The following is a 15,503-nucleotide window of genomic DNA, read 5'->3' as shown; positions in this document are numbered from 1 at the left end:
CAAGGAAAAGATAATCGTTATCACAGACCAGATACATGAAGTAGAAAAAAGAGTACAATATAAAGTTTCGGAACATAATGCAATGAATAACTTTAATAATAACTATGAAATAAGCTACAATGAAGAGATTCCGCAAGATAATTTTGACGCTATAGTTATTTCATGGGAAAAAGCAGAAAGCAATATGAATATTCTACAAAATATCATAAGTAATGGTCGGGAAGTCTTTGTTTTTGGTGAGAATATGGATTCTAATAAAATCTCAAAATTTACTCCAAGTAGAATAACAGATCAAGCAAGAGAGAAAGAATCAAAAGAAGAGATGAATGAAGTAATTAATGATAAGGAAGAGTATTGGAATTTAATCGGATATGTAGATGGTGAACCTAAATTTTTTAGTAATATTCAGTCGTACACATATGAGGGGAAGAAAAAGGCGCTTTATGAGGTTGTCGTACTTCAAGAGATTTCACAATATGGAAAAGATAGTGCTGAAGATATCGCATCTATACTTAGCTATGGCACAGATACAATTATTACTAGTGGTTACAATCTCAATAGTTCGTTATATAGAGATGATGCAAATGGAAACTCGATACTACGGGCTACATTAAATGCTGACTACATTTTGAAAAGAAACACAATCGAAGATCAGGATCCCAAGTATGATTATCTTTATCTGAGAAATAATGTAGAATTAACTTCTTATAGTACGGTTACGTCTCTTGAAACAATAGACATAGATCATAGCTTAAAATACCCCTCTTCGGACAATATTTTGGATTGGGGGCCTGACTCGACCAATAATGCGAATGGAAATTCAATTACTGTAGGTTTGCCTTGGGCAGTTTCCTGGTCATTCACTCCATCAAATGTATCGACGGATATTTCTGTGTCTGGGGGGCAAACTTCTTATCCAACAATTAAATAACACTATTATTATTTTGTTATTAACTCTTATCCTCTTCAAATTGAGTAAATGAAAGTGAATAGTGTGAACAAAATGGCAGCCGTTAAAACGGCTGCCATTTTAATTTTCTTGCGTCCTCGAACCGCTTGGCGACGGCCGGCCAATAGACAACGTTCCACCAAGCTTTGATGTAGTCGGCGCGCACGTTCTGATGCTTCAGATAATAGGCGTGCTCCCATACGTCAAGCGGTAGCAGCGGGACAACGTCCCATTGCGATAGATTCTGGTGTTTCTCCGCCGTGAGGATCTCCAGCCGGTGGGCGCGTGGGCTCCACACGAGAATGGCCCAACCGCCGCCTTCCACCTTTGCGGCCGCTTCGGAGAACTGTTTATGGAAAGCGTCGTAGCTGCCGAAGTCGCGTTTGATCTGCTCTAGCAGTTCACCTTCTGGTTTGCCTCCGCCCTTTGGATTCATGACATCCCAGAAAATCGTATGAAGATAATGCCCCGCGCCGTTAAAGGCCAGTTCTCGCTCCCAATGTTTCACTAAATCGAAATTGCCGGATTTGCGGGCATCCCGCAGCTTCAGCTCCGCTTTGTTCAAATTATCGACGTACGTCTTATGGTGCTTGTCGTGGTGGATCCGCATCGTCTGCTCGTCGATGTGTGGCTCCAATGCGTTATATGGGTAGGGCAAAGGGGGAAGCGTATGACCGCCGATAGGGACAGGACGCTCCGGCACACGTGCTTCGGCTTCCACAGCGTTGTCCGTAGCAGCCGGTTCTTGACGAAGCGTTGCCTCTTCCTGCACGGCTTCGCCTTCCAGGTTCTCCACGGTGGTATCGGAGGTGTCCTCTCTGTTTAGCGATGCTGGGAGGGGCGCAGCAGGGGGATAAGGATAAGGGGAGGGTGTCGCCCCGGCCATGTTACCGGCAATTTCCCCTGGCCGGTTCAACCGCTCGAGGACCTCGAGGAAATACGCCGATTCACGAATGATATGCAGCAGTACGACTGGGGCCAGCGGCACCGATTTAACGGCAGCGCTGTGCTGCAGCATGACTTCGAGGTTGCGGATAAACTCTCGGGATTGCTTGAATGACGCCTGGAGAAGCCGTTCCGTCTGACGAATCACCTCCGGACTCGAGGTCGCTGAGGGGGTTGTCAAAGCGTATTGCAGCAGCTTGTCGGCAGCGGCCTCCGTCGCCGCAAAGATCGGTTTCCATTCCTCAAGCAGCTGAACGTAATTGGCCTCCAGGCCGGGAACAATGGCTTGGATCACCTCCGTATGCTCCGCTTCCTGCTGCTTCCAGAAACGGATTTCCTCCAAAATACGCACAGGCAAAAAAGGCCCGTAAACGAACAACATTCGGCCTACCTCCTCAAGAATAAGAAGTACATTACTACTAACTTATTGGCGAGGAGGGTTGGCTTATGCTATTCAGATACGGACCCGGTTTGTACGTTGGTATTTTGGGATGCCAGCTTGATTTTGCCGAGGAACAGCGACACTTTGCGTAAATACTCCTTCGGATGCTCCCGGAAAATTAATTCATGATGGGCGCCGTCCACGATCCAAACGCCGGAATCGGGATTGGTTTGGTTCGCCGCAAGTTTCTCCGCGATAGGGTAGGGCGCTTTTTCATCCTTAGTACCGTGAATGAACAGAGTTGGAAAAGGATAATCCTCCGATTTAACCTGGGCGTATGGAATTTGTCGCAGGCTGGTTCCGTTCAGCACCGGCAGCAGCATACCGATGATCTCCAGCGACGGATGTCGGGGTAGCCCGATATGCTGACGGATGTTATGGTACATCGTATCCGGCTCAAGCAAGAACGTACTGTCGAGGATCATGCCGTCGATGTCCGGACTTTTCAAAGCGGCTTGTAAGGCGGTCCCGGCTCCCATGGAGAAACCCCACACGATGATTTCCTGGCCGCCCCGTTGCTTGGCAACCTGGATCGCTCCGAGCAGTTGCTGGGCTTCCTTTTTACCGCCGGTGGCGACCTCTTTACTGTTTTGCGCGGCAAAGCCGTAATCAAACATCAGGACATTAAAGTTCAGTCGATGGGCGAAATTAGCCAGATCATACATCGGAATCCAGGATTCCTCACGATTGGCCCCATACCCATGGCTAAATACGATGGTTTTGACGGAATCTTCCGCAGGAATATACCACCCTTGCATGATTCGGCTCCCGTCGGCCGCGGGAAAAGCGATGTTCTCGTATTCGAGGTTGATGGACAACTTCGGATTAGAATAAAGCGGTGCCACCGTTGGGTTGGACAACACCCAGGCGATGTAGCCGTGCAGCGAGACGAAGCAAAAAATCAGGAAAAACAGCACGGACAACAAGAGGGCTACGAGGATATTCTTTATGCTGATGCGCCGGGCGGCAGCCACGGGAACATCGCCGGTAACGTAAGCCGAAGAAGGCAAGGGAAGGTCATTTGGGCCAGTTTGACTCATGTGCTCCCCTCCCAGTTACTAGATTATATGATGTAAATCAGGACTGTTTACCATTAAGAAAACGCTTTTATTGGAAGGTGAACTGGAGAAAATGTCGAAATAACACGATTCTCCTGAATTTAATCGTAAGTCGATCCCTTATTAATGTCAATGGAAGGTGTTTCATTGACGGAAATTCGCTTCTCTCATATAATTTATGTAACCGAGTTTCATATAGTGAAACATAAGGAGAGTAGATGCCGGATGGAAGACCGAAAGCTGACGGTACGCGCGGTCGAGCGGGCTTTAGATATATTGGGTTGTTTCACCAAAGCAAGTGACTTGGGATTGACGGAAATTGCCGCCGAAATCGGCCTGCATAAAAGCACAGTGCACCGCTTATTGACCACGTTGGAGGAGCGAGGTTTTGTCGTTCGTGATCCGGCGACGGAGAAATACCGCCTTGGTCTTAAGGTCTGGGAGCTGTCGACGCATATGTCCCATAGCGACGATCCGGCTGTGCTGCTGCTGCCGCAGATGGAGCGGCTTCGTGACCGGCTCGGGGAGACGGTTAGCCTGTATTTGCGCGACGGGATCGAGCGGCTGCGGATCCAGGCGGTGCAGAGCAACCAGGCGATCCGCCGGGTCGCGCCGGTCGGTGCGCGACTGCCGCTGTACGTGGGCGCGTCCAGCAAGGTTCTCGTCGCCTACTCGGGCGACGAGGTGCTCCAGGCGGTGCTGGACAGCCCGGATTGGCCGCCGGCGGTGGACCGGGCGGCCTATGTGGCGCAGCTGGAGGAGATCCGTGGACACGGATATGCCACCAGCTACGAGGAGCGGGAGCCGGGGGCGTCCGCCGTCTCCGCGCCGATCTTCGACCGGACGGGGAAGCTCGCCGCTGCCCTGTCTGTGTCGGGGCCGGTCAGCCGCTTGACGTTGCAGCGGCTGGAGGAGTACGGGCCGATCCTGGTGGAGGCGGCCCGGGAGATGGGCTTGATGATGTAGCCCGCGTCAAGGGATTAAGAAGTACCCTTGATTGAAAAAATAATCGGCCAGGTTTTATACCGAGCCGATTATTTTCTTTGCTGGCCTAACATGGGATACCGGCAAGAATGTTGCAGTTTGTGCAACAATTTCAGCCGATTCCTTCGCATACTCCCCAAAATGCTGCACAAAATGCAACATTTCGGCCCCGCAGGACAGTTTGGGGGTGGAAATGATGCAGGAAATGCAACATTTCACCTCCACAGGCCCGTTTCACACCCAAATCCTGCACAAAATGCAACATTTCCGCGAACTGATCTACTACCTTTTGGGCCGAACCCTTTTGTTGGCTTCGATGGGGCAGTAAGCGCAGCGCGGCTTACTTGATCCCCCGAACCCAAGCGGAGATATCGTCGACGATCTCCTTGGACACGTTGGACGGCTGGGTGTATTCGGCGCCGATGGAGAGAGCGTCCACCTTGGCCAGCAGATGATTGACCTGCGGATACGATTTGAAGGTGACGTCTTTGCGGCCCTGCAGCGCTGTTTTCCAGCCTTCGAACTGCTTCATCGTCACCTGCCAGTCGTTCTCGCCTTGCAGGATCAGCATCGGACCGGATTGCTGCTTGGCGAGTTCGGCCGGCACGTAGTTCTTCTGATCAAACCACCAATAAGCAGGCTGGGCCGGGAACTGCTCCGGCATATGGTCGACGCTGTACTGCGGGTCGTTAACCATCGCGGCGATCGACGTGTACACAGCAGCTTGTTGCTCGTAAGGCGCCGTATCTTGGCCAAGCTGTTTCACCCGGCCGACGAGTTCGGCTTGCTGCTCGGCCAACACGTCGGCGAATTTACCGCTTGGTCCGGACAGCAAAATCGTTCCGGCGATGTCGCCACTAGCATCGCCTTCGGTAATCAGCGGCATGGCGTAGCCGCCCTGACTGTGACCGGCGACGAAGATGCGTGAAGCATCGATTTCCGGCGTTTGCTTCAATAAAGCGACCGCCTTCAGAGCATCGTCGACAGTCTCCTTTTTAAGCGTGAACTTCGGATCCGCTGCGACTTTAAACGTATGTTCGTACGAGACCTTGTCATACCGCAGAACGGCGATGCCTTGCGCAGCCAAGCCAACCGCGAGGTCGCGGAAGGGCTTAGAGCTGCCAATCGCCTCGTTCCGGTCGTTCGTACCGGAGCCGTGCACGAGCACCACCGCCGGGAAAGGCCCCTTGCCCGCGGCTGGCAGCGTCAATGTGCCCGGAAGGGCCATGGCCCCTTCGCCAACGGTTACTTCCCGCTCGGTGTAAGCGGCAGCGTCGTCGTAGGCGGGTTTTTGGTATGCCGAGCTGGTCGCGGCGACGATGTACATATCGTCGATCTCCCCGGCGGAGTTAAGCCGTAGCGTCAGGTTGACCGGAATCGCTGCCGTTTGGAAGGCGTACGTTACGTTGCGATGAATCGTGTTGGCCGTTTCGCTTTTGGACGGGGCCCCCGCCGCTTTGCCAAATACCATTTCGTAGTTAGCCCATAGTTGGTTCAACATGACGGCCGGAAGGGCATAGGACGAAGAAGGGCTGACGTATTTCGCCGCTTCGACTCCGTCGCCGGCAAGCAGCGCATTCAAGAACAAGTCGGCGTGATCTTTAGCCCCGACTTCTGGCTGATTCGTGTTCTTTCCTTCAAACGCCTCGGCAAGGAAATCGGCGTCGACTAGCGCGCGGCCCTCGGCAATGCGTACTGGCTCATCAAGAATAACGTGGTTCCCGTCTAAGAGGGCCTCCGCAGAACCGATGGTTAGCACCAGCTTATGGCTGTCTTTCGTGACAAGGATCGTATCGCTACCGGACTCCCAGTGGACTTGTGCGCCAAAACCTTCGGCGGCTTCCCGTACCGGGGCGAGTGCCGTGCCGCTTTGCTTCGCCGCGAAGGCAGAAGCGGACGGGAGGGCCAGGCTGAGCGCCAGCGTTGCGGCGGCTGCATTTTTGAACAATTGGGATCGTTTCGTCATTGTCATTTCCTCCTTGATTAACTTCTATTTTGCGAGCCAGGCAGACCAACTGATGACAGCCAAAATACCAAGCAAGGTGATCCAGGATAGCGGATTGGCGAAATTCATCGTCCAGCCGATGCCGCTTCGCTTCTCGACAAATAAGGATGGGTCTTGCGGATTGAAGTAAATAGAACCTAGCTTCCAGTAGCGATCATCCGGAACCGGTGCCGTGCTTGAGCCGGTCGCTGCTGGGGCACCGCGGCCGATCCGGCTTCCGCCTTGTCCTGTGGTGAAGGATAACACCAGCGCAAACAGTACGATGAACACGGGAACCGCCATGCTAACTGCCGTGATAACGTTCTTATCCATCGGACGAATCATGTTCACTTGCATGAACGAGAACATCAGGATTAACGCCAGCGAGGACGCCAGTGTAAAAATAGACCATCTGCGGCGGAACGCAGCGTTTTGGCGGATTGAACGTTCCGGGTCGGCGGCTTGGAGCTGCTGCTTGCTGTGCTGAATCGACCAGTTGACAAACCCGAATAGTACGGTCATAATCACCTGCATCACGTTGGGAAACAACACGATACGGTAAGATTTGGCGGCGCTGCGCACCACTTCTCCAGAGAAGTCAAATTTCATCGCGACGGGATCTGGTATCGTAGCGTATTGGCTTAATACCAAGGCTACACTGGCGGCAATAAACACCGCGTGGACCAAGAACCACTTGTTGGAAAGCGCCAGCTTTTGCCGGCGAAAGCCGGTGTCCACCGCCAGTAGAGTGGGAGCCGACGAAGCGACGGGCAAGGTTGGACGGATCTTTTTCATACGATAATAATAAATAAGGTAGAGGGCCGTAGAGACGACGATCGTTAATCCGACATAAACGCTAAACCAGACGCCTTGGGCGTTTCCGTCCTTGTTCCATACACTAAGCAGGCACGCAAACAGCAGCAGGGAATAAATCCCCCCGCTCACGACGGCATATTGCTGACGCAACCGACGGATCGGTTCACTCCAATATTGCTCCGCGCTGACCGATACGCCGAAGCTCACTGTTTCCCGGGTCAAATAAGGCATGAAGGCCAGGGAAGCTAACAGGGGGAGAAACATAAGCAACAATAACAACGTAGATAGAAGCATCATAGGGTACTACTCCTCTCGAGTAATTTCTTGGTGGATTTGTTCCACTAGGGAGAGCAACTCGTCCTTCTCTATCCCGCGGCAGATAGCCTCCGCTACGATCGGACGCAGCTCGCGCCGTTGTTTCTCACGGAATTCGGGAGTGACCGGAGGCATGCCGAGCGGATCAATGACGACGCCCTTTTGGCGGTGGACCTGGATATATCCTTCCTGTTTCAGCAACGTGTAGGCTTTGTTCACCGTATGCAGGTTCACACCGATGTCAGACGCTAGACTTCGTACCGATGGCAGGGGTTCACCCAATTGAAGCCGCCCGCTGGCAATCCCTTCGATTATCTGATGGACCAGCTGCGTATAAATCGGGACGTCCGATTGTAAATCCAGCTGTATAATCACAATGTGGCATCTCCTTCTCTTGTTCTAACTGTTATACTTATAATATAACAGATGGTTAATGTGGTGTAAAGACTCTTATTTCTCGTATAGGGGGAGTTGAATCGATGTCATCCCAATTCGTTGTAAAGCTATCGGAAGTTTCGCCGGAATCGCTGGAACCGATTCGCAGGCTGGAGCAAATTTGCCGTCAAGCGGACGGGTCAAAATTGAACATCGGTCTGGATAACTTGAGCAAAGAAAGCGGCGATCACGCCTATCTCTACCAGGTGGAAGGAAGTCTGCGCGGATATTTAGGTTGGTATACCGCGGATGGGGCGGAGGCGAATCTCATCGCCATGGTTCACCCGGAATGGCGCCGCCAAGGTGTATTCCGGCGGCTCGTGAAAATTGCGTCCACGGAGATGGACGAGCAGGGGATCCAAACCTACCGGTTTAAGGTTCCCGTCGATTCCGAACCCGGCTTGCGCTGTGTGGAGCATATGGGCGCCCAATATGACAGCACGCAGTTCGCTATGGAACTCGCCGCTTTGACGGAAGGTTTGGCGTCCGATGCTTTCGCTACGACGCTCCGTCCGGAGGCGCTTGAGGATTTTGGCTTTATGGTACGTTGCCTGTCACAGGCGTTTGGCGATACCGAGGAGTGGACCCTTCAGTATTTGGGCCATACTCGGGAGCCCAGCCGCCACAATTATATCGGCTGCTGCGGGGAAGAGCGGATCGGTTTGATTCGCGTCAATCTTCTGGGGAACGAAACGGCGGTGATCCACGATTTTTGCGTGCTGCCGTCCCATCAGGGGCGCGGATATGGTAGAGAGATGTTGGCCCAAACCGTGCGGTTGCTTCTGGCACAGGGGCGTTCGAGGATTCGCTTGAGCGTGGCCGCAGATAACCGCAGCGCATTGGAATTATACCGCAAGACTGGCTTTGCTATGGTGTCGGAATCGAGTTACTATGTCTGCAAACGAAAAGAGTTCCCTTCGTAGGTTGAAGGGAACTCTTTTATATAGAAAAGGTTGGATGATCAGTTTGATGCAATCATTTGACGCAATACCGTTTGCAGGATCCCGCCGTTGTGGTAGTAATCGACGTCAACCATGCTGTCGAGACGGGCGATCACCGGGAATTGGAACGTAGTCCCGTCCGCGCGAGTTGCCGTTACGGTCAATTCTTGACCCGGCTTCACGTCATTGCTGAGTCCGTCGATATCGAACGTTTCGGTACCGTCGATGGCCAGCGTTTTCCAGCTCACACCTTCCTGGAATTGCAGCGGCAGAACGCCCATGCCAACCAGGTTGCTGCGGTGGATCCGTTCGAAGCTCTCGGCGATAACTGCTTTAACGCCCAGCAGATACGTGCCTTTCGCCGCCCAGTCGCGCGAGCTGCCGGTGCCGTATTCCTTGCCGGCGATGACGACGAGGTTCTGACCGCCTGCTTGATATTTCATCGAAGCGTCGTAGATGGACATCACTTCGTCCGTCGGCAGATATTTGGTGACGCCGCCTTCAGTGCCCGGTGCCACTTGGTTGCGGATGCGGATGTTGGCGAATGTGCCGCGCATCATGACCTCGTGGTTACCGCGGCGGGAACCGTAGGAGTTGAAGTCCTTCCGTTCGACGCCATGATCGGTCAAATATTGGCCCCCAGGGCTGTTTGGCGAAATATTACCCGCAGGGGAGATATGGTCGGTTGTGACCGAATCGCCAAGCAGGGCCAGTACGCGAGCACCGCGGATGTCGGCGATATCGGACAGCCCCTCGCCGATCTTTTCGAAGAATGGCGGGTTCTGGATGTAAGTCGACTTCTCATCCCACTCATACAGCTCGCCTTGCGGAACCGGAATGGAGTTCCAGCGTTCGTTTTGCGTAAAGACGTGCTCGTATTTGCTGCGGAACATCTCCGGGCTCACCGATTGGCCGATGGCTTCTTTGATTTCCGCGGAAGAAGGCCAGATGTCCTTCAGGTAAACCGGCTGGTTATCGAGATCGTAGCCGATCGGATCGTTTTGCAGATCGATGTTGACCGTACCGGCCAACGCGTAAGCGACAACAAGCGGAGGGGAAGCCAGATAGTTGGCTTTCACCTGAGCATGGACGCGACCTTCGAAGTTCCGGTTGCCTGAGAGAACCGCCGCGACAGTCAGATCGTTATCGGCGATCGCTGTGCTGACTTCGTCCGGCAGTGGACCGGAGTTCCCGATACAGGTTGCGCAGCCGTAACCGGCAACGTGGAAGCCGAGCGCTTCCAACGGCTCGATCAGGCCAGCTTTTTGCAGATACTCGGTGACCACGAGGGAACCCGGGGTCAAGCTGCTCTTCACGTAACCCGGCTTGGTCAGGCCGCGTTCTACGGCTTTCTTCGCCAGCAAGCCGGCGCCGACCATAACGCTTGGGTTCGAGGTGTTCGTACAGCTTGTGATCGCCGCGATGACAACCGCTCCGGCTTTCAACTCACTGTTCGAGCCATCCGGATGCTTTACCGGTACGGATTGTTCGATCTTCTCTTCGCTGAGACCGTAACCGCCTTTTTCAACCGGCGTCCGGATGATGGTGTTGAAGCTTTCCTTCATCGCAGTAAGCTCGATGCGGTCCTGTGGACGTTTAGGGCCAGCTAAGCTTGGTACAACGGAACTAAGATCCAGCTCGATCAAATCGGAGAATTCCGGATCTGGCGTATCGTTCGTGCGGAACATCCCTTGCGCTTTGTAATACGCTTCAACAAGGGCGATTTGCTCTTCAGAGCGACCGGTGCTGCGCAGGTAAGCGAGCGTTTCGGTATCTACCGGGAAGTAACCGATCGTTGCGCCGTATTCCGGGGCCATGTTTGCCACGGTCGCGCGATCGGCGAGGCCGATGTTCGCCAGACCCGGGCCGTAGAATTCTACGAATTTGCCAACGACGCCTTTCTTGCGGAGCATTTGCGTTACGGTCAGCGCCAGGTCGGTCGCGGTTGCGCCTTCGGCGAGACTGCCGGTCAGCTTAAACCCAATGACTTCCGGGGCGACAAAATAAAGCGGTTGTCCCAGCATTCCGGCTTCGGCTTCAATCCCGCCAACCCCCCAACCTACGACGCCAAGGCCGTTGATCATCGTCGTATGGGAGTCAGTACCAACGAGGGAATCGGGGTAGACGACCGTTTCGCCGTTCACCGTCTTGGTAGCCGCCACAGAAGCCAGGTACTCCAGGTTCACCTGGTGCACGATCCCGGTGGCCGGAGGTACGGCGCGGAAATTGTTGAAAGCCGTTTGCGCCCAACGCAGGAAGCGGTAGCGTTCCTCGTTGCGTTCGAACTCGACCTTCATGTTGTATTCGAGCGCGTCTGGGGAACCAAACGCGTCAACCATAACGGAGTGGTCGATAACAAGATCAACAGGCACGAGCGGGTTGATCTGTTTCGGATCTCCGCCGGCTTTCTTCACGGTATCGCGCATGGCGGCGAGGTCAACGACAACCGGCACGCCGGTGAAATCCTGCAATACGATACGAGCGGGGATAAACGGAATTTCCTTATTCTCATCGCGGCCCTCGCTCCAACCTGCGATTTGCTTCACATGCTCTTGGGTAATGGCTCTGCCATCGTATTGACGTACAGCGGCCTCAAGCAGCACTTTAATCGAGAACGGCAACTTGGAAATGCTGCCGAGCCCTTGTTGCTCGAGAGCCTGCAGGTCGAAGTAACGGTAGCTCTTGCCGTCGACTTCCAGCGTACGGGCAGAGGAGAAAAAATCGTTCGCGGACATGAATGAACCTCCTTGAATAAGTTTCACCTGATGAAACATAATTTCAAATTTTCTTTGATTTAAGTATACCTTCCCTCACGTGGTGAGTAAAGAACTTTTTGTTCCCAAGTTTAAGCTTGTTTGGGCTGTTCCGGTGCGGATGAATGGGTTTTCAGACCCTTGCGGGACAGGTGTAAAACATACTCCCTCCGAGGCGCTCATATAATGACTAATAGTGAAAAAAGGAGGCGTGGACGAATGGCGGATGAATGGAAAAAGACGTTATCGGTTTACGTAAACGAACAGAACCAGGATGAAGTGGATTATCGCACGCCTAGCGGGGGCACGGTCGTAACCGATGTGGAGTATTTGCTGCAACGGGGCGAGCGGAAGCGCAAGCTGGAGAGTTGGTATCGCGTCCGGGGGGCTGCGCCGCTGCGCTGCGAGACTCGGGCCAAGCTGGTACGCGAAATTGAAAAACGCGAGGGTGAGATCGAGGTCGATCTGCAGCTGTCGCGAAAAATATATTACGAAAAGGGAGGCGCCCGCCACCAGGAGGAACGGATCGAGAAGCAGCGTCTGACACTGGCTCGCGACGGCTCCGGCTGGATCGTCATTAAGGTGGAGCAGCCGGTTCCTGAACGACACCCGGCGTTGGTGCTCCCTCCTCATGATGAGGGCGAAGCGACAGGCCATAAAGGGGCTGTGCCGAGGCCATTTTTGAATCGCGACGTCCTTGGGGGCGGCGGTGCTCGAAGCATCGCTTACCGGCGTGAGGAAGCGGTGTTATACGCCGACCGGTGGTGGGACAGCTTTAATCCGGAGTTTGCCGCCTTCGAGGTCGACTGCACGAACTATATCTCCCAATGTCTCTTTGCAGGCGGGGCCCCAATAAATTATACTGGAAAAAGAGAATCGGGCTGGTGGTACAAAGGCCATGTCGGCGGGCGGGAGTTGTGGAGCTACAGCTGGTCTGTCGCCAATGCGCTGGAACGCCATCTCGGTCAGAGCCGAAACGGGCTTCGCGCCGAGCTGATCGAACGTCCGGAACAACTCCAACTCGGGGACGTTATCGCCTACGACTGGGACGGAAACGGCACGTTTCAGCATAGCACCATCGTAACTGCGTTTGACGCCGGCGGAATGCCGCTGGTCAACGCCCATACGACGCCAAGCAAACACCGCTATTGGGACTACCGGGATTCCTACGCCTGGACCGACAATACGGTGTATCGTTTTTTTCATATCGCGGACCGGTTTTAAAGTAGGCTGAATTCAAGATTCGATGTCGTTCGATCTTCTTGAAATACCTCGTGATCCAAAGATAATTTTTTGAACTACCTATTTAGGAAAGAGGTTAGCTATGGGACAGGACAGAATCACTGTAGGTCTTATCTACGGGGGCAAATCGGGAGAACATGAAGTTTCGCTGCAGACGGCTTTTGCCGTATCTAAGGCGTTTAATTACGACAAATACGAACTGCTTCCTTTTTATATCGACAAGCAGGGCAAGTGGAAAGTCGGCGACAGATTGAACGCGCCGTTTGCGGCCCTGGAGGAATTGAAGCTTGGGGAGAGCGCAGGAGATACATCAGCTGCGATGGGGCTGTTGTTCAGCAAGCTTTCGTCGGGCCAATCCAACATTGACGTTGTATTCCCACTTCTGCATGGAACAAACGGCGAAGACGGTACCATCCAGGGGCTGTTCGAAATGGCCGACTTGCCTTACGTCGGAGCGGGGGTACTGGCTTCTGCGGCCGGGATGGATAAAGTGATCATGAAGAAGCTGTTTGCTGAAGCAGGTCTCGAACAATGCGCTTACTGCTACTTCACCGCTACCGAATGGGAACGGTCGAGTCATGCGCTGGTACAAGGAATTGAAGAGAAGCTTGGTTATCCGTGTTTTGTCAAACCGGCGAACTTAGGTTCTAGTGTCGGCATCTCTAAGGCGAGAACACGTGAGGAATTGCTGGCATCCGTGGCGCAGGCGTTCCGCTACGACGTCAAGGTAATCGTCGAGGAGTTCGTGGACGCCCGTGAAGTGGAAGTTGGGGTTCTCGGCAACGACGAACCGCTAGCCTCCGTGCCGGGAGAAATCGTCTCTTCCGGAGAATACTATGATTACCAGGCCAAATACCTGGACGGGAAATCGCAGATGCTGATTCCTGCGTCCATCGATACTGAACTTGCTGAGCGAATTCGGGAGCTGGCGGTCAGAGCGTTTAAAGCCATCGCTGGCAGCGGGTTGTGCCGGGCCGATTTCTTTGTGCGGAAGTCGGATCACAAGATTTGGATTAACGAAGTGAATACGATGCCGGGCTTCACCCCCTTCAGCATGTATCCACTTCTGTGGCGCGAAACTGGGGTGGCCTATGAGGTGCTGCTGGATCGCCTGATCGAACTGGCGCTGGAGCGTTATGCAGCCCGGCAGGCACTGGAATTCGAAAGTGGCGTTTAGACGGCGGAGATCATTGCCGCCCGAACGACCGGCTTAGGAAAGGAAGGGATGACGATGGGATTTCAAACTGAATTCAACTCGGTCTGTAAATTCAAGAAAGAGCAAGAGCTTTATGAACTTCTGGAATACGGACGCGGCAAAATGCTCAAAGAAGGGCTGCGCGTATTTCCGACAGGTCAAAAGGTGATCGCTTATTCGCCTGATAATAAAGCGGTGGCCATTGTGAAGATCACCGCCTGTGTTGCCGAAATTAACTTCAATGGAGAGGAAGTTACCTCGGTTGAGCTGGAGCTGGTCCGTCCGCTGACGGAAGAGGAGACCGCGGTGCAGACCGCTCTGGCGTATGAAATGTTCTTCGGAGATCCGGACCGAAAATGATCGTGAGATTTGGTTATGTAGCGATGTCCACCGTGATCGATAACGCGTCGCCGTCGAAGACAATGACGCTGAAGACGTTTAACGGAATTGCCGACCGTGAGGCGGCGATCCGTAAACTAGAGACGATTGCCGGGGACAATCTGCATAACACGCTTCGCCTGCTTCGACATAACGTCGGCAACGATATTCAGGTCTATCGCTTCTCTTCGAAGCTGATTCCGCTTGCGACCCACGAGTCGCTTTCAGACTGGAATCCTTTCGAAGCGCTGCGAGAGCCATTTACCGCCGTGGGGAAATATGTCAAGGAGCATGGCCTTCGGGTGTCGTTTCACCCGGACCATTTTACGGTACTAAGTACGCCGCGGCCTGAAGTATTGAAGTCTTCCATCCGCGACCTGAATCATCATGTCGCCATGTTTGACGCCATGGGTTTGGACGGCCGGGCGAAGAACAATATCCATGTCGGCGGCGCCTACGGGGACAAGCCCTCTGCGGGAGCCCGTTTCCGCGAGAACGTAACGGCTCTTCCGGAGCGCATCAAGCAGCGGTTAACGTTCGAAAACGACGATAAGACATTTAATGCGACCGAGACCCTGGAGCTATGCGAAGCATTAGGCATTCCAATGGTGCTCGACATTCACCATCAATGGGTGAACAATGAAGGCGAAAGTCCGGCCGAGCTGTGGCGGCGCATCCTGGCGACGTGGCAAACCCCGTACGCACAGGCCGACTCGCCGTCGGACGATCCGCTTCCGCCGAAAATCCACGCGTCCAGCCCCAAAAGCGCCAGCGATCCACGTGGACATGCGGATCATGTCATCGTCCTGCCGCTGCTGGAATTTCTGCGCAGCATCGCTCCGATCACCGATCGGGTCGACGTGATGCTGGAGGCAAAGCTGAAAGACGGGGCGTTATTCGCGTTGATGGAGGACCTGGCACGATATCAAGAGGATGGCGTTGAGATTTTGGACGGAGCCAGCGTGCACATCCAACCGTAATCACCGGACAAGCACGCTTGTCTCCCGTCTCTCTTGAAAAATGAAGGGAAATAAGGTAAGTTGTACAAAATGAAGGTGCATTTAAG

At 53.6% G+C, this 15,503-nt stretch carries 13 protein-coding genes; 7 read left to right on the top strand and 6 right to left on the bottom strand.

The window, feature by feature from the left end; genetic code table 11:
* Nucleotides 1-82: 82 nt before the first annotated feature.
* Nucleotides 83-931 (top strand): hypothetical protein, encoded by an 849-nt coding sequence (locus M0651_RS17355; RefSeq protein ID WP_248552991.1) that lies wholly within the window; start codon nucleotides 83-85, stop codon nucleotides 929-931.
* 82 nt (nucleotides 932-1,013) lie between these two features.
* On the opposite strand, the gene M0651_RS17350 is transcribed toward M0651_RS17355, so the two are convergent.
* Both M0651_RS17350 and M0651_RS17345 read right to left on the bottom strand, forming a co-directional pair.
* The gene (locus M0651_RS17350) at nucleotides 1,014-2,276 is read right to left on the bottom strand and encodes a Fe-Mn family superoxide dismutase (protein WP_248552990.1); all 1,263 of its coding nucleotides are present in this window, start codon (nucleotides 2,274-2,276) and stop codon (nucleotides 1,014-1,016) included.
* Between the two features lie 68 nt (nucleotides 2,277-2,344).
* On the bottom strand, nucleotides 2,345-3,376 hold the full coding sequence (locus tag M0651_RS17345; protein WP_248552989.1) for an alpha/beta hydrolase: 1,032 nt from the start codon (nucleotides 3,374-3,376) through the stop codon (nucleotides 2,345-2,347).
* Nucleotides 3,377-3,619: 243 nt separating this feature from the next.
* Between M0651_RS17345 and M0651_RS17340 the strand changes: the two genes are divergently transcribed.
* Nucleotides 3,620-4,360 carry an IclR family transcriptional regulator gene (locus M0651_RS17340; protein WP_248552988.1) on the top strand — a complete coding sequence of 247 codons (741 nt, stop codon included), beginning with the start codon at nucleotides 3,620-3,622 and terminating at the stop codon, nucleotides 4,358-4,360.
* A 358-nt stretch (nucleotides 4,361-4,718) separates the two neighbouring features.
* On the opposite strand, the gene M0651_RS17335 is transcribed toward M0651_RS17340, so the two are convergent.
* From M0651_RS17335 to M0651_RS17325, 3 genes are read right to left on the bottom strand one after another with little or no spacing between them, the layout of a single operon-like run.
* Complete coding sequence (locus M0651_RS17335; protein WP_248552987.1) at nucleotides 4,719-6,344, bottom strand: alpha/beta hydrolase family protein; 1,626 nt, start codon at nucleotides 6,342-6,344, stop codon at nucleotides 4,719-4,721.
* 24 nt (nucleotides 6,345-6,368) lie between these two features.
* Nucleotides 6,369-7,475, bottom strand: coding sequence for a DUF1648 domain-containing protein (locus tag M0651_RS17330; RefSeq protein ID WP_248552986.1), 1,107 nt, complete (start codon nucleotides 7,473-7,475; stop codon nucleotides 6,369-6,371).
* Between the two features lie 6 nt (nucleotides 7,476-7,481).
* Nucleotides 7,482-7,868 carry a GntR family transcriptional regulator gene (locus tag M0651_RS17325; RefSeq protein WP_248552985.1) on the bottom strand — a complete coding sequence of 129 codons (387 nt, stop codon included), beginning with the start codon at nucleotides 7,866-7,868 and terminating at the stop codon, nucleotides 7,482-7,484.
* Nucleotides 7,869-7,972: 104 nt separating this feature from the next.
* Between M0651_RS17325 and M0651_RS17320 the strand changes: the two genes are divergently transcribed.
* Nucleotides 7,973-8,851, top strand: a complete 879-nt coding sequence (locus tag M0651_RS17320; protein ID WP_248552984.1) for a GNAT family N-acetyltransferase — start codon at nucleotides 7,973-7,975, stop codon at nucleotides 8,849-8,851.
* A 38-nt stretch (nucleotides 8,852-8,889) separates the two neighbouring features.
* Here the strand turns inward: M0651_RS17320 and acnA are convergent, their stop codons facing one another.
* The gene (gene acnA / locus M0651_RS17315; RefSeq protein WP_248552983.1) at nucleotides 8,890-11,604 is read right to left on the bottom strand and encodes an aconitate hydratase AcnA; all 2,715 of its coding nucleotides are present in this window, start codon (nucleotides 11,602-11,604) and stop codon (nucleotides 8,890-8,892) included.
* A gap of 237 nt (nucleotides 11,605-11,841) precedes the next feature.
* On the opposite strand from acnA, the gene M0651_RS17310 reads away from it, so the two are divergent.
* From M0651_RS17310 to uvsE, 4 genes are all read left to right on the top strand, one after another.
* A complete protein-coding gene (locus tag M0651_RS17310) occupies nucleotides 11,842-12,846 on the top strand; it encodes an amidase domain-containing protein (RefSeq protein ID WP_248552982.1) in 1,005 nt (334 codons plus the stop codon).
* 100 nt (nucleotides 12,847-12,946) lie between these two features.
* Nucleotides 12,947-14,041 carry a D-alanine--D-alanine ligase gene (locus M0651_RS17305; RefSeq protein ID WP_248552981.1) on the top strand — a complete coding sequence of 365 codons (1,095 nt, stop codon included), beginning with the start codon at nucleotides 12,947-12,949 and terminating at the stop codon, nucleotides 14,039-14,041.
* A 54-nt stretch (nucleotides 14,042-14,095) separates the two neighbouring features.
* Entirely contained in the window at nucleotides 14,096-14,419 is a 324-nt protein-coding gene (locus M0651_RS17300) for a hypothetical protein (protein WP_248552980.1), read from the top strand.
* A complete protein-coding gene (gene uvsE / locus M0651_RS17295; protein WP_248552979.1) occupies nucleotides 14,416-15,417 on the top strand; it encodes a UV DNA damage repair endonuclease UvsE in 1,002 nt (333 codons plus the stop codon). Before M0651_RS17300 ends, uvsE begins: the two co-directional genes overlap by 4 nt.
* Nucleotides 15,418-15,503: the final 86 nt, after the last annotated feature.

It is taken from the genome of Paenibacillus mellifer (genome assembly GCF_023195895.1).
Taxonomy (GTDB): domain Bacteria; phylum Bacillota; class Bacilli; order Paenibacillales; family Paenibacillaceae; genus Fontibacillus; species Fontibacillus mellifer.
The sequence above is the reverse complement of the archived record's forward strand: the minus strand, read 5'-3'. Positions and strand labels throughout refer to the sequence as shown.

Coding starts and splice junctions, on each gene's coding strand:
- M0651_RS17340 (WP_248552988.1), top strand. CDS start 3,620: ATGGAAGACCGAAAGCTGACGGTACGCGCGGTCGAGCGGGCTTTAGAT.
- M0651_RS17320 (WP_248552984.1), top strand. CDS start 7,973: ATGTCATCCCAATTCGTTGTAAAGCTATCGGAAGTTTCGCCGGAATCG.
- M0651_RS17350 (WP_248552990.1), bottom strand. CDS start 2,276: ATGTTGTTCGTTTACGGGCCTTTTTTGCCTGTGCGTATTTTGGAGGAA.
- M0651_RS17305 (WP_248552981.1), top strand. CDS start 12,947: ATGGGACAGGACAGAATCACTGTAGGTCTTATCTACGGGGGCAAATCG.
- M0651_RS17330 (WP_248552986.1), bottom strand. CDS start 7,475: ATGATGCTTCTATCTACGTTGTTATTGTTGCTTATGTTTCTCCCCCTG.
- uvsE (WP_248552979.1), top strand. CDS start 14,416: ATGATCGTGAGATTTGGTTATGTAGCGATGTCCACCGTGATCGATAAC.
- M0651_RS17335 (WP_248552987.1), bottom strand. CDS start 6,344: ATGACGAAACGATCCCAATTGTTCAAAAATGCAGCCGCCGCAACGCTG.
- M0651_RS17355 (WP_248552991.1), top strand. CDS start 83: ATGAATAACTTTAATAATAACTATGAAATAAGCTACAATGAAGAGATT.
- M0651_RS17300 (WP_248552980.1), top strand. CDS start 14,096: ATGGGATTTCAAACTGAATTCAACTCGGTCTGTAAATTCAAGAAAGAG.
- M0651_RS17345 (WP_248552989.1), bottom strand. CDS start 3,376: ATGAGTCAAACTGGCCCAAATGACCTTCCCTTGCCTTCTTCGGCTTAC.
- M0651_RS17310 (WP_248552982.1), top strand. CDS start 11,842: ATGGCGGATGAATGGAAAAAGACGTTATCGGTTTACGTAAACGAACAG.
- acnA (WP_248552983.1), bottom strand. CDS start 11,604: ATGTCCGCGAACGATTTTTTCTCCTCTGCCCGTACGCTGGAAGTCGAC.